This is a genomic window from Bacteroides sp. NSJ-39 (assembly GCF_014287315.1).
Lineage (GTDB): Bacteria > Bacteroidota > Bacteroidia > Bacteroidales > Bacteroidaceae > Bacteroides > Bacteroides finegoldii.
Window position 1 is genome coordinate 55,101 of sequence record NZ_JACOOB010000010.1, and the last position, 15,213, is coordinate 70,313.

The window sequence follows — 15,213 nt, forward strand, 5'->3', positions numbered from 1 at the left end:
CTAAATGCACGTCGTTTACGTACACGATGCAAAAATAGCAAAAGAAAACGGGTTAACATTACAATTTTGTTCCAATTATCCATCAAAAATGTCCAGAAACGTTGCAATGTACACTTTTTTAACGAACTATAATACGTTTCGGAGGAAATTTTTACTTAAAGCGAGGAGAGTATTGTATTTTTTAAGACTACCGGCAAAAAACAAACAAGATACAAAATCAGGTCTGAATACATGCCATATCATCATCAAATAACTAAACAGCGCATAAAAACGGATGAAATGGACAGCAGGAAACAAAAGACAAATAACAGATACACACAACTAATACACAATCACTTATCTACCAATGTAGTATAGAAATAGTAGTAAAAAGATTCTCTTTTTTCATACTGACGTATTCGATACGACGTCCGGAATTTGAGTAGAAAGCAAGAAAAGCTTTACTTTGCTCAAAAAATAAAAACTATGAATTACTTCCTATTAACAAAAACAATATTCAGTCTTCTTCTGATGTGCAGCCTATATATATCAGGGTATGCAGCAACACCCGCACGGGCCACTTCGACTTTCTCATACGAACCCGACTCCGTACGCAAAGTGCTGGAGCAGGAACAGCGTGCCGCATTCAATCATTTCTGGCAGTTTGCCAACAAGCAGACAGGTATGATTCATGCCAGCGCCAACGTCAACAACAAGAATCTGACTACCGGAGGAAGCGGTTTTGGCGTCATGGTGATACTGACGGGAATAGAGCGGGGATGGATTAGCCGCGAAGCGGGCGCCAAACGTATCCTGTCCTTAGTACGCTATCTCAACAAGGCAGACCGTATCAAAGGCGCATGGTCGCATTGGATGAGCGCGGAAGGTGAGCCCGTGAAGTTCGGTAAACAGATAGAAGCCGGAGATCTCGTAGAAACTTCCTTTATGATGATGGGGTTGTATGCCGCCCAAGCTTACCTGACAGAAAACAATTCCGTCGAAAAAGAGATACGGAAAACGGTAGACAGCTTCCGCAAGACCATACAATGGAGCGATTTCGTGCACAACGGAGAGTTATATTGGCTGTGGGAACGCACGAACGGAGCGTACACCTTACCGCTACATGGATACAATGAAGCGCTGGTGACCTACATTCTTGCTTTGGGCGCACCGGACAAGTACGCCATCGGTGCCGATATATACAAGAACGGATGGCAACAGAACGGAAAGATATGCAAACCTAACCGTGTGCATTACGGTTATCCTTTTGTCATGGGAGCCCAATTGAGCGGCCCTCTGTTCCTATCCCATTATTCATTTCTAGGAATAAACCCCAAAACGATGCAGGATGAATACGTAGACTATCAGCAATATGGAACGTACCACGCCATGATACACAGGCATTATTGCATGGAAGTAGCTCCCAAAGAATACCGGTATGACGCGTTCAACTGGGGACTAAGTGCCGGTTCCGGACCGAACCAGCCCGTCAAGAAAGGGTACAAGCCACGCACTCCGAAACGGGATGATGGCGTGATAGCTCCTACCGCCGCCCTCTCGTCCATGCCTTACACGCCTTTCTATTCCATACAGATGTTGCTCAACCTGCATTATAACTGCCCGAAGCTGCACACTCCGGGAGGATTCGGAGACGGTTACAGCCTTGTAGACGACTGGTATTTCAAAGGCAGAATCGCCATCGACCAGGCCCCTATCGTTATCATGATAGAAAACTACCGCAGTGGTTTCCTATGGAAGCTGCTCGCCAATCATCCCGACATCAGGAAAGGTATGGAAAAAGCAGGCATTCATCTGCCCGTCCATCCCACAGGTTTTCCGTATGCCATTGCGGACACACGCACGGGCTACTACGATATGCTCCGTCACCCCGACCGCAAAATGTACGAACTGGATTTCTATCTGGAGGAAGCCGGACAAGTGTCATTCCAAATCTGCAATGAGGCAGGCACAAAAGTGCTTTCGGAGATTCCCGCAAAGAAGTACCCGAAAGGCCTCAACCAACTCTCGTTCGACCGTAGCGGATTGAAAGATACGCAACGCTGCATCATCCGTCTGCAGGAAAATGGCCAACCGAAAGCAGAAGTAAAAGTCCAACTGAATTAATTCCCTCTGATTGAATGATGAGCCATCAACCGATACTTTGTCTTCTCCTGACAGCCGTCACCGTCTTGTCCAGCTGTTTGGACGAGCAGGATTTCCATTCACCGGAACAACCGGAGACACCGTCTGTCCCCACCGTTCCGGAAGGGAACTACTTTGCCGATTCGCTGGAATATACTCCTGAGAAGCAAAGGCAGACGTTGACCGATATACAGCGGGGATACTTCCGCTTCTTCTACGAGAACTGTCAGGCAGACAGCAAAATGGCGCTGATAGGAACGGAACGCTCCACAAACACAGTGGCATTGGCAGGGTCGGCATATGCGGCAACCGCCATTCCCGTTGCCGTAGAACGTGGCTGGATCACCCGCAAGGAAGGAGCACAGCGTTTTCTGGATATGTGTACTTTCCTCAATAAGGCCGAACGCTATCACGGAGCATGGTCGCATTGGATGGACGGAAAGACGGGGACAGGCCTGCCTTTCAATCAGAAACAACAGTCGGCAGGCGATTTGGTGGAGACTTCTTTTATGATGATGGGACTATTCATCTGCTCCGAATACTTCAACTCGGAAGATGCAACGGAAACCGAAGCAAGGGCTTTTGTCAGCAAGTTCCACAACGAAATAGACTGGAACTTCTACACCAACGGAGAGAAGACGCTGTATTGGGCATGGGATAAGGACTTAGGCTTTGCTCCACTCAAGATAACCGGTCCTTGCGAAGCCTTGCCCGCTTACTTGCTCGCGCTTTCCGCTCCCGAAGAATATGCTATTACGGAAGATGTGTACACCAACGGATGGCGGGGAAATAAGTTCTTCAATGCAGGCCGTACCACCTACGGATATACGTTCGAGCTGGGCGGAGAAGAAAAAGGCGGTCCGCTCTTCACCACGCAGCATCCGTTCCTATGGATAAACCCTTTTTTATATCAGGATAACTATGCAGATTATTGGGAGTTCTGCACCAACCATGCGCTGATAAACCGCCATTATAGTCTGAACGACGCTCCAAAAGAGTATCTGTACGACGAATACAACTGGGGATTGAGTGCTTGCTACGGACCGGAGCCTTTAGGATACAAAGGCCGCGCCCCCGGAGAGAGCCGCGACGACGGTACGATTTGCACCACAGGAGCTATGGGAACAATTCCCGTCACTCCGTTCTATGCCCTGCAAGTCATTCGCTTGCTCTATGAAACGCCCCATCTACAAGGAACTTACGGCATTACGGATGCCTACAACAGAAGTTTGGCTTGGGCAGACTCCCGATATTTATCCATTTCCGTAATGCCCGTCGTATCCGTCATCGAGAATTACCGCAGCGGATTGATATGGAAACTAGCCCTGCAAAGCGAACCTATCCGACAGGGGCTTGAAGCGGCCGGATTCAAGGCGGTGACTTATCCTGAAGGATTCTGCCAGAACCCTGTCAATCTCCAGACCGGAGCCGTCGATCTGACCGCTCATCCGGATACAGAGGATTACAACATACGATACTGGTCTGACGCAGCCTCAGCTGACATCTATTTTACAATCAACTGTGAAGAGAAAGCCCGCAAAGTCACTCCGGACGAGATAAAGCAGGGAATCAATGTGTTGCAACTCCCTTACGACCGATGGAGTAAGCGCGCATATAGCCTGGATATGTACAAAGACAATAAACGAATAGATACTTTAAACATTAATTTACGATGAAAACTTCATTCCTTCAAACGGGTATAAGCACGGCAGCCCTGTCTTTGAGCGCCGTAGCCGCCTTTGCCGCCGACGGCAGGCCGAACATACTCTATATCATGTCCGACGACCATTCTTTCCAGACCATCGGTGTATACGCCTCAGTACTGAAAGACTATGTGAAAACTCCCAATATCGACCGTATAGCCAACGAAGGCGTCAAGATGGAGAACTGCTTTGTCACCAATTCCATCAGCACTCCCAGCCGGGCGGCTATCCTGACGGGGCAATACAGTCATCATAACCAAGTATATACCCTCGCCGATGAACTCCCTGCCGGACATCCTTCTATGGCAAAGGAACTCCAAAAGAACGGTTATCAGACTGCCATCGTAGGCAAATGGCACATCGGCACACAGCCCGAAGGCTTCGACTTCTACAGTGTCATGCCCGGACAAGGCAAATACGAGAATCCCGGTTTTATGGAAAGCGGACTTCCTTTCGACGTGAAACACGCCGTACGCACCAAAGGTTACTGTACGGATGTCATCACGGACAAATGTATCGATTGGATGGAGCAAACGGACAAGAACAAGCCTTTCTTCCTGATGTGCCACTTCAAAGCACCTCATACACCATTCACTCCGGCTGAGAGACACAAAGACCTGTACAAAGGCGTTGTATTTCCCGAACCGGATAACCTGTATGAGAACCTCGACAGCCGTCCTATACTGAAGTCCGTGCACAATAAGATTTCCGGAGGGCGGTTTGCCAACAAGGAACTTCCCAAAGAAGACAGAGTGAAGGACGCTTATCAAGAATACATCCGCACCTATCTTTCCTGCATCGCCGGAATAGACGAGAATGTAGGCCGCCTGCTCGATTATCTGGAAAAGAACGGACAACTGAACAACACCATCATCGTCTATACTTCCGATCAAGGCTTCTATATGGGTGAGCACGGGCTCGTAGACAAACGGTTGATGTACGAAGAGGCATTGCGTATGCCATTAGTTATCCGCTACCCGAAAAGAATACCGAAGCACACTATTTGTAAGACTTTCGTACAGAACATCGACTTTGCTCCGACGCTTCTCGAGTATGCAGGCATATCGACTCCCGACTATATGGACGGCAGAAGTTTCTCCGCTTCTCTAAACGGCAAGGAAGCTCCCGACGCAAGAAAGACAGCGTATTACCGTTATTGGATGAATTTCAAAGGTTACAACATCCCCGCCCACTACGGACTGCGCACCGACCGCTACAAACTGATTTATTTCTACGGAAAGTCATGCGGAACGAAAGGTTCTATCGACAAGCCCAATTTCCAGCCTGTATGGGAGTTCTACGACTTACAGAACGATCCTCACGAGATGACGGACCAATACAACAACAAGAAGTATCAGAAAGTGATAAACGAATTAAAAGAAACACTCCGAAAGACTCAAAACGAAATCGGAGACAAGCTATAATCAATAAGCTATCAATTTACCATCATGAAAACCATCAATTTTATCCAATGTTCCATAGCATTGGGCACCGCACTGTTTATCAGCAGCTGTTCCGACGATGATGATTCCGCACAGGGCGGCAGCAGCAGTCAAGGAATAACCACCGTTGAGGCTATTATACCTGAACCTATGCTATGGAATACCGACAATACCATCGCTTTATATGCAAAAAAAGCCGATTCCGAGAAGGATCTCTTCTACACCGAAGATTCCCAAGTGAGCGAGGCAACATTTGAAGCGGTCAAAAAAGCGTTCCCCACACCGGAAGAGGGTGATTATATCCGCGCTTTCTATCCCGCAGGAAAAGCCAAAGAGAAAGCAAACGCAGCAAGTACTCCCCTACTCGCTCCCGGTACAGATCCGACCGATACCCAGAATGTTCTTACCCAGAAAGGGAATGCGACGAAAGACCATTTGTCAGCATTCTACTATATGTACGGTGTCAGTGCCTTCGGGAACGGTGCTATCAATACGATTGAATTCCAACCGCAAATGGCTATCCTGACATTAAAGATTACATTGCCCGCAGAGGTCATCCCGACAACTGTGGATATCAGCACCAATGGCAAGAATCTTATCAAATCGGTTAATTGTAACAATTATCCGGCTTCTGCCGCAGATTTTAAGTTTGTTACGAATGAGAGCACTAATAAGGTGACACTGAATCTGAAAGACTTCAAGGCTTTGCAGCAATTGGAAGCAAACGTGCTCCTCTTTCCTGTCGATTTAAGCGGCAAGCAGTTAGCAATAGCGGTTACAGATGAAAGTGGCGAAGTCTATAATGGTACGCTCGAAGGTGTTGCTTTAGAAAAAGGACAGCAGTATACGCTCGAAGTGACCGTAGCCAAAGAGGAAGAACCGGAGCCGGAACCGGATGAAGATTATACCAAGACAGGGGAAGGAACAGAAACAAGTCCCTGGATTATTACGAATGCTGCACAGTTACGGGCTATCAGTCGTGATTCAAAAGAAGGTGAAGCAGGTACGGTCTTTGCAGGTAAACATTTCAAATTGGATAATGATATTTCCCTCGATGAAGAAGACTGGGAGCCTATCAAAACTTTCTCGGGTGTATTTGATGGAAACGGAAAAACAATCAGTGGTATGAAGATTTCTACAATAACCGCATCAGGAGGTACCGGATTCTTCGCTTATACCCATAACGCCGAAATAAAGAATCTGACTATCGTAGGAAATATCAATATTACAACTACAGGGGCTGCTCAAACAGGAGGGTTAATAGGACAAAGCAATAATACGGTATTATCCGGAAATATCCGTTCAGAAGTTAACATTACCGTAACAAATACAGTAAACAATGATGTTAAAAACGGAGGAGTAATTGGTGAACTCACAAAAAGTTCTTCTGTTGCCAACTGTGATTTATCTTACAAAGGAGAGCTGAAAGTAGAAAATCAAGGTACAAAGAATGCCCATGTAGGAGGAATTATCGGTGGAATGATGGCAGAGGCTAAAATGACCAATGCTAAATGTACAGTCGAAGCAGAATCTAACATCACCGCCAAATCCACTAATACAACAGGTACAGTATGGCTCGGAGGGTTCTTAGGAAACTCTGCCCCTGCATTATTGACCGATAAGCTTCCCGTCAAAGACTCTAAAATGTTAGGAACATTATCAGCCAATGCCAACGGAGATGCAATCATCTGTTACGCAATAGGCTGGAGTAAAGATACAGCTACCACCAAAGGCTTTAACGAGTCATTCAAAGACAACGACAATTATAATTTGGAAGGTTCTACCGTCACCTCTGAAAAGGGTAAGGCATACAAGAACGGGGAAGAAGTCAGTAAGACAGAGTAGGTTTAGTTTGAGTAGACGGGGAGATTGCTCCCCGTCTACTAGTAACTAACTTCCGTTTTACTACTGCCAAACTTCCTTTCAATAGAACATAAACTTAGAATCCCGCACTAGTAATCTATAAACGCAAGTTGCGTTTATAAAAACAAAGGCTTTGTTTATAAAAACAGAACTTTCATTTTTAAAAACGAAGCCTTCGTTTATAGATTATGTGCGGTAGGAAAGAAGTTTAGTTCCTATTGAAAGGAAGTTTGGCAGTAGTAGAGCGGAAGTTTATATACGGATGTTTACTCCCACAGATATACAGATTCCGCCTAAAATAAGCCGACATATATTACAAATGTTTTCACACTCTACATTGCATCCTACCCAAAGTTTTGTATTTTTGTCGAGGAATCCCCTATATGATATTGGAACTATGAAATACATTTATGCGCTCATTATCGTATTATTAACCTCTGCCAACGCTCTGGCAGTCTCTATTCCATTCGTCAGAAACTTCACGAATAAGGAAGTGATGTGCCAGAATTGGGACATCGGACAAGACAGCAAAGGCGTTATTTATGTAGCCAACCGTAACGGCCTGGTCTGTTACGACGGGAAAACATGGCAGACATACACCACCAACGAGAACCGAACCATCCGTTCCCTTTATATCTCTCCGGACGACCGTATCTATATCGGCAGCTACGAAGAGTTCGGTTACTTTGAAAGAAACGAATATGGCAAACTAGTCTACACTTCTATCTCCAGCTTGTTCCAACACAAGGAATTGAAGAACAAGGATATATGGAGTATCGAACAGGACGAAAACCTGATTTACTTCCAGTCTTTTGCCGGTTATTTCTCTTTCGATACCCAATCGAAGAAGATTGCTTTCTATCCGATGAAAAACATGATGCAACGCCTTTATAAAGTCAATAACCAAATCTATGCGGTGATTCAGGACGAACTTTATCTGCTGGAGAAGAACAACCTTACCAAGTTACCCACCTCCTCTGCCCCTTTCCAAAGCCCTGTCCGCAGTATATTGCCTTATGAAGGCAACCGTTTGCTCATCCAAACAGAAAATCAAGGATTCTGGATTTACGATCAAGGGAAATACATCCCGCAATCGACCATCAACAAGACACCGGATATCATCGGCAATAACGAAGCTCTTTATACGGAGAACGGCAATCTGCTGGCAGGAACACGCAGTAACGGCCTGCTCTGTTTCACCCCGCAAGGCAACCTGCTTTACAAACTGGATCATCGGAACAAGTTACAGCACAATACCGTCTTGTCACTCTTTAAAGACAAGGCCAACAATATCTGGATCGGACTGGAGAAGGGACTTTCACTCGCCTTTGTCAATGATTCTTTCTCTTTCCACTACCTGAAAGAACAAAGTATCGGTTCCATCTTTGATGTCGCTCTATGGAATGATTACCTCTACATCGCCTCCAATCAAGGTTTATGGCGAATAAAAGCAGGGGAATTCATGACTCAGGAACAGAATTTCTCACCGGAAAAGATGAACTTGCCAAGCGGCTACGTACAGAAACTGCTCAAAACCGAAGAAGGACTTATCATCGGGCATAGCAAAGCGACCTACCTGCTGGATAGGCAAAACCGCCTGACCGAGATGTATCCCACAGGAGGAGCATTGGCGGGAACGGAGATTCATTACCCGCAACATCGAAAAGGCTTCCTGTTGGGCAGTTATAATTCCATCAACCTTTATGATGTAGAACCGGACGGCGGCTACCTGTTCCGCCAGCGCCTTAACAACTTCAACGGTTATCCGCGATACATGGAGTTCGATAATAACGGAAACCTTTGGGTAGCGCATACACGCAAGGGAATATACAAGCTGAAAATGAACCGGAACCATACGGGCTTCACCGGAAACGAATTCATCTCCTGTATCGGAGACTCAAGCCGGACGCACATCGGTGTTTTCAATGTCGGCGGAAGAATCGTATTTACCAATGAAAAACAGTTCTACACGTATAATGACCTGTCGGACTCCATCGTTCCGTACGACCGGCTGAATACCCACCTGGAGTTCATAGCCCACACCAAACAGATTGTGAAGGTGGATAACACTTACTACTGGTTCATCACCGATATGGGCGTGGCACTGGTCAATATATCGGCTTCCGAAGCACCGGTCATAGAGAGAGTATTGCTGTTCGACAGTTATAATCTGCGGATGCACAAGGATTTCGAGAGTATCGTCCCCATCACACCGGAGCACTCCATCTTATGTGCGGAGAATGTACTCGTGCTTATCCCCAACAAGCCGGAGGACAGCCGTCCGTCCCTCAATCAGGAAATGACTTTCAGCCATATCACCTCTTACAATATACTGAAAGACGAGACACACAGCCTGCCCGTGCGCAACGGAGACACTCCGTGCCTGCTGACTTCCGACTTTAACAGTCTGGACGTGCAGGTAGCTTATCCTGCCTATAATGAAGACATTTATTTTCAGTTCAAACTGGAAGAGAACGGTATCCAAAAGCATTGGCAGGAAAAGCAGAACACGCCTTCCATCAATATGCAACGGCTTCCGGCAGGCGACTATTGCCTGAAGTGCAGGGCTATCAACGAGAAAGGGATAGCTGTAGCCACCGCTTCTTTCGCATTCCGTATCCTTCCGCCGTGGTACCGGAGTTCATGGGCCTATATCGGCTATTTCTGTCTGCTGGCAATCATCTTCATTGCTGTCTATGCAGGCGTACGCCGGAGAACGCTGCGCCAACAGCAACATATCATCAAAGAGCGCGAACAGCAAATCATTGAACTTGAAAACAAACGGCTCAATGACGAAATACAGTTCAAAGGCAAGGAACTGACGCAATCGACCATGACGATTATAGAGAACAACAAGATACTGCTCACCATCAAGGAGGAGATAGAGAACCATAAACGGATGTTGGGCAGCCAATATCCCAATAAATACTATCAGAAATTGATAGATATGATAGACAACGCCACCACAAAAGGCAAGGAATGGGACCTGTTTCTCTCCAATTTCGATCTGATTCATGAGCACTTCTTCAGGAATCTACGGCAACGTTTCCCCGAACTGACACCGAACGACCTGAAATTATGCGCCTTGCTACGCCTGAATATGAGTACCAAAGACATGGCGGATATGCTGAACATAGGAGTGCGCGCGGTGGAAACAGCCAGATACCGCCTCAGGAAAAAGATGGAACTGGATTCAAGCGTAGATCTGGTACAGTTTCTCATTGATATCTAAGCATACAGACTACTTTCATGTTTTATAAATAGGGTAATCACATATCATTAATTATCAACTGTTTATCAATTAAAAAAAGAGAAGTGAAGTAGTGATGTAGTAGCTGTTTTCCTAAGAAAAATCGGTCTGACGTAACCAAATGGCACTGCTTGTTTTTATGCCTTGCCGAACAATTCTTTCCTTTGCATCACAACGAAAAATTAATGGAACTTATGAAAACAGTAGCCAAGAACAAACTATTATTAGGAGCAGTGATTCCCCTACTTCCACTTGCCGGCACTCATGCGCAAGACAAAGCGAAGGAGTCCGCTCCCAACATTCTCTTTATTATGTCGGACGACCATGCAGAGAAGGCCATCAGTGCATACGGCTCCGAATTCTCACGCCTGGCACCTACTCCGAACATTGACCGGATAGCCAACGAAGGTGCGCTTTTCGAAGCCAATTATTGTTGCAATTCCCTGTCGGGTCCCAGCCGCGCTGCGGTAATGTCCGGAAAGCATAGCCATGCCAACGGATTTATGAGAAACGGAAACAAGTTCGACGGCTCGCAACTATTGGTACAGAAGATATTCCGAGCGAACGGTTATCAGACCGCTCTGATCGGTAAATGGCATTTGGTGACGAAGCCTACCGGATTTGATTATTGGACTATCCTGAACGATCAGGGAGAATACTACAACCCCGACTTCATCACCGAGAACGATACGGTACGCATAGACGGATACGTGACGGACATTATCACCGAAAAGACCATAGACTGGCTGGAACACCGCGACCGGAACAAGCCTTTCTTTATGATGATGAACCACAAAGCCGTGCACCGCAACTGGTGGCCTGCCGAACGTCATTATCATCTTTATGACAATGTGGACTTCCCCGTGCCCGCCAACTACTTCGACAACTACGAAGGACGTAAAGCGGCACAGAAACAGAAAATGAATATCTACCGTGATATGTACGAAGGGCACGATCTGAAAATGAACGTAGCCAAAGGTAGCGATTCGCTGCGCTTCGATCCGTGGAAGCACCTCAACCGTCGTATGACACCCGAACAATGGAAACGTTTCAACGATAACTATCGTGAGAAGAACAACTCTCTATGGGAACGCGATTTGCAAGGCAAAGACCTCGCTCTCTGGAAGTATCAACGGTATGCGCGCGAATATATGGCAACCATCGCTTCCCTTGACGAAAGTATAGGCAAGACGCTCGATTATCTGAAGAAAGAGGGATTGCTCGACAATACAATCATTGTATATTGCAGCGATCAAGGCTTCTACGTCGGCGAACATGGCTGGTTTGACAAGCGGTTTATGTACGAGGAATCCATGAAAATGCCGATGATGATGCGCTTCCCTCCGAAAATCAAAGCGGGCACGCATATCACCAAACTGACACAGAATATAGACTTCGCTCCCACTTTCCTGGAAATGTGCGGTATTGATGTCCCGAAAGAGATGCAGGGCGTATCATTCCTCCCGTTGCTGGAGGGCAAGAAAACTCCGGACTGGAGAAAGTACCTGTACTATCACTTCTATGAATTTCCCGGTTTCCACAGTGTTCACAAGCATTACGGAGTAAAGGGAGAGCGCTATAAACTGATGTATTTCTATCAGGATAAGGAATGGGAACTCTACGATCTGAAAAATGACCCGATGGAAATGCACAATATCTACGGTCAGAAAGGAACGGAGAAAATAACGGCGGAGCTGAAAAAGGAACTCACCAGACTGCAACAGCAGTACAAGGTTCCTCAGCGTTGCATGGAGTAATTATAATCACCTTAGTAGTCTTAAACTCAGAAAAATATGAAGAACAATATGTATTTCAGTCCAATGCATAGAACGCTGTTTACGATTTGCCTGCTTGTAATGGCAAGTCTGTTGCAAGCGCAGAATATTCAAATCAGTGGAGTGGTGCTCGACGAAGCGGAAGAACCGCTTCCCGGCGTATCCATCCAAGTGAAAGGAACCCAACGGGGCACTTCCTCCGGAGTAAACGGAGACTTCGCCATCAAAGCAGGTCCAAGAGCTACATTAGTTTTCTCTTTCATCGGTTATGAAAGACGGGAAATAGAGCTGAAAGGCCGGAGAAAACTCCGTGTACAACTGGAACCGGCAGTCAACCAACTGGAGCAGGTGGAAGTAGTGGTAGGTTACGGCTCGCAACGGAAAGAGGACCTGACAGGAGCAATCTCCACCCTTTCCGGCAAAGAACTGAGCGAAATACCGACTGTCAATCTGCTTGACGCCATCGGAAGCAAGATTCCCGGAATGGAAGTATTAGGCACTTCCGAACCGGGTGCAACGGCTTCTGTCCGTATACGCGGTGTAGGTTCGTACAATGATTCCGAACCTATCTGTGTTGTAGACGGGCAGTTCATGACATTGGACGAACTGAATGCCATCAATACGAACGATATCTTATCTATCACGGTATTGAAAGACGCTTCAGCTACCGCTATCTACGGTTCGAGAGGAGCCAACGGAGTGATTCTCGCCACTACCCGGCAGGGTTCCGGTGAGCAGGGTGTCACCCGTGTGAATGCATCAGCCAGCTTCTCTCTGGCAGAGATGGAACGCTTGCTGCCACTCGCCAACACAAGCCAATACCAGCAGATACGCAACTTGGAATATCTGGCGGATAATTATCAGAACGCGGACGCTATCAACTCCATTCCTTATCCGGATTGGGAGACGGCAGGCGCAGGTACCGATTGGCAGGATCTCGCCAACCGCACAGCATTGACGGGCAATTATCAGTTTAGTGTATCGGGCAGCACAAAGAAAGCCAACTTCTATGCCGGATTGGGTTATCTGCATCAGGAGGGTGTAATAGAATATACTGATTACAAACGCCTGAATGCCAAAGTCAACGCTTCTTATCAGCTCTACAAGAATCTGAAAATAGGAGTGAATATGATCTTTACCACAGACGATAAGGGAGGGGTGGACAACAACGTCTTCTCACTCACAGGAAAACGATTGCCGAATGCCCCCGTGTACAATCTGACAGGGGACAGTGATAGTGAGAACGACTTCAACGGAGGAGACAACAATCCGTATGCCCTGCTCTACTATACGCACGACCGCTACCGGAAAACGAACCGGTTCAACAGTAATTATTTTCTGGAATGGGATATCATCAAGCCGTTGAAGTTCCGGACTGCTTTCTCTACAACGTATGCCAACGGGGAAGAGAAGATTTTCCTTCCGGCTTTCATGGAGAACGTGGAAGACTCCTATTCGCCTTACAAAATATCACGACTGACCCACAACAGTTTCAACAACAATTCATGGCAGTTGGAAAACACGCTGACATACAATCTGCACAAGAAAGACCATCGGCTGACAGTCATGGGTGGATTCACCATGCAATATTACCGCACACAGTATGCCAATCTGTTTGCTACCGGACTTCCGTGGGAAGCCTGGAAGAACCAGAACTTATGGTACGCAGGACAGGGAACAACCGTTACCGGTGAGGACGGTGGCTCGGAAAAGAGTTATGTGTCTTATCTCGGACGTATCACCTATACCTTGAAAGGACGTTATAATGTTATAGCTACCGGACGTGTGGACGGTTCGTCCGCTTATCCTAAGGACAATCGCTACGGGTTCTTCCCGTCATTGGGACTGGGCTGGACGATGTCCGAAGAGAATTTCCTGAAAGGTACGCGATGGTTGGACAAGCTGAAACTCAGAGCGAGCTACGGAGTAGTCGGCAACGATAAAGGGGTGAGCAATGCGCAGACACTCTACGCCAACAGCGTGAATATCGTAACGGGACCTAATAATAGCATTTATTCTACGGACGCACTGCGATTGATGTACGACACTACCCTGTCGTGGGAAGAGATGAAATCTTTCAACCTGGGAATCGACTTCGCCGCTTTCCGCAATCTTCTCTCCGTATCGGTAGACTGGTTCCACAAAGAGACATCGAAGGTTATGATGCCGTTACTGATTCAGCCGTCGAAGTTTAACGTGACAAGCAATATCGGAACGGTAAGCAACAAAGGATTCGAGTGGAATGTAGCCTATTCTCCTAAATTGGGAAAGGTAAACAGTATGTTCACTTTCACCGGTTCTACCGTCAAGAACAATGTGAAGAAAATCAACGATAATATCGGTGGTATCAGCAATGCTCCCAACCGTACAATGGAGGGCTATCCTATCGGCAGCTTCTGGGGATACAAAGCTGTCGGGGTCTTCCAGAATGACGAACAATTGGCAAGTCTGCCTCATATAAGCGGCACACGTGTGGGCGAACTGATATTTGAGGATGTGAACGGTGACAAAGTGATCGATACCAACGATTATGTTTATCTGGGTTCTTATATCCCGAAAGTACAGCTTGGGTTCAATGCAAGATTCTCCTACAAGGGGTTCACGCTTATAGTAGACCTCACCAGCGGACTGGGGCATAAGATTTATAACCGACGCACCCAGTACCGCCAGAATGAACAGAACTTCACAACCGATATGCTCGGTGCATGGCACGGTGAAGGTACATCTTATCATATCCCGCGTGTGTTTGTACGTGGAGACGCCTCATCTATGGACAGCAGCTATTTCATCGAGGACGGAGACTACCTGAGCATTGCCAATGTACAGCTCTCCTATGCTTTCCCCCACAAGCTGCTGAGAAAGATCCGTATGAGGAACGCCCGCATTTTCCTGTCGGGAGCCAATTTACATACGTTCACCAAAGCAACGGGATATAAGACACATATCGGCGCTACGGGCAATGCCAACAGGGGCGGTATCGATAATTTCGGATTATACCCTGACAACCGTACATTTACAGTAGGTACTTCCTTTTCTTTCTAAACGATAAAAAACAAGAA

At 46.7% G+C, this 15,213-nt stretch carries 7 protein-coding genes; all 7 read left to right on the forward strand.

The features are described from left to right. Window positions 1-465 precede the first annotated feature (465 nt). The 7 genes from H8S63_RS12675 to H8S63_RS12705 all read left to right on the forward strand — a co-directional run bounded on the left by H8S63_RS12675 (window position 466) and on the right by H8S63_RS12705 (window position 15,196). Window positions 466-2,103 carry a glucoamylase family protein gene (locus H8S63_RS12675; protein WP_186926978.1) on the forward strand — a complete coding sequence of 546 codons (1,638 nt, stop codon included), beginning with the start codon at window positions 466-468 and terminating at the stop codon, window positions 2,101-2,103. 14 nt (window positions 2,104-2,117) lie between these two features. Then, the gene (locus H8S63_RS12680) at window positions 2,118-3,797 is read left to right on the forward strand and encodes a glucoamylase family protein (protein WP_186926979.1); all 1,680 of its coding nucleotides are present in this window, start codon (window positions 2,118-2,120) and stop codon (window positions 3,795-3,797) included. Beyond that, the gene (locus tag H8S63_RS12685; protein ID WP_186926980.1) at window positions 3,794-5,248 is read left to right on the forward strand and encodes a sulfatase; all 1,455 of its coding nucleotides are present in this window, start codon (window positions 3,794-3,796) and stop codon (window positions 5,246-5,248) included. Before H8S63_RS12680 ends, H8S63_RS12685 begins: the two co-directional genes overlap by 4 nt. A gap of 24 nt (window positions 5,249-5,272) precedes the next feature. Then, window positions 5,273-7,111, forward strand: a complete 1,839-nt coding sequence (locus H8S63_RS12690) for a hypothetical protein (RefSeq protein ID WP_186926981.1) — start codon at window positions 5,273-5,275, stop codon at window positions 7,109-7,111. A gap of 415 nt (window positions 7,112-7,526) precedes the next feature. Then, window positions 7,527-10,361 carry a hypothetical protein gene (locus H8S63_RS12695; protein ID WP_186926982.1) on the forward strand — a complete coding sequence of 945 codons (2,835 nt, stop codon included), beginning with the start codon at window positions 7,527-7,529 and terminating at the stop codon, window positions 10,359-10,361. 203 nt (window positions 10,362-10,564) lie between these two features. Next, a complete protein-coding gene (locus tag H8S63_RS12700; protein WP_255467657.1) occupies window positions 10,565-12,136 on the forward strand; it encodes a sulfatase in 1,572 nt (523 codons plus the stop codon). Window positions 12,137-12,172: 36 nt separating this feature from the next. After that, window positions 12,173-15,196, forward strand: a complete 3,024-nt coding sequence (locus H8S63_RS12705) for a TonB-dependent receptor (RefSeq protein WP_186926984.1) — start codon at window positions 12,173-12,175, stop codon at window positions 15,194-15,196. Window positions 15,197-15,213 lie beyond the last annotated feature (17 nt).

Bases quoted from the DNA above. Each gene is read 5' to 3' on its own strand.
- H8S63_RS12705 (WP_186926984.1), top strand. From the start codon at position 12,173: ATGAAGAACAATATGTATTTCAGTCCAATGCATAGAACGCTGTTTACG.
- H8S63_RS12690 (WP_186926981.1), top strand. From the start codon at position 5,273: ATGAAAACCATCAATTTTATCCAATGTTCCATAGCATTGGGCACCGCA.
- H8S63_RS12695 (WP_186926982.1), top strand. From the start codon at position 7,527: ATGAAATACATTTATGCGCTCATTATCGTATTATTAACCTCTGCCAAC.
- H8S63_RS12700 (WP_255467657.1), top strand. From the start codon at position 10,565: ATGGAACTTATGAAAACAGTAGCCAAGAACAAACTATTATTAGGAGCA.
- H8S63_RS12675 (WP_186926978.1), top strand. From the start codon at position 466: ATGAATTACTTCCTATTAACAAAAACAATATTCAGTCTTCTTCTGATG.
- H8S63_RS12680 (WP_186926979.1), top strand. From the start codon at position 2,118: ATGATGAGCCATCAACCGATACTTTGTCTTCTCCTGACAGCCGTCACC.
- H8S63_RS12685 (WP_186926980.1), top strand. From the start codon at position 3,794: ATGAAAACTTCATTCCTTCAAACGGGTATAAGCACGGCAGCCCTGTCT.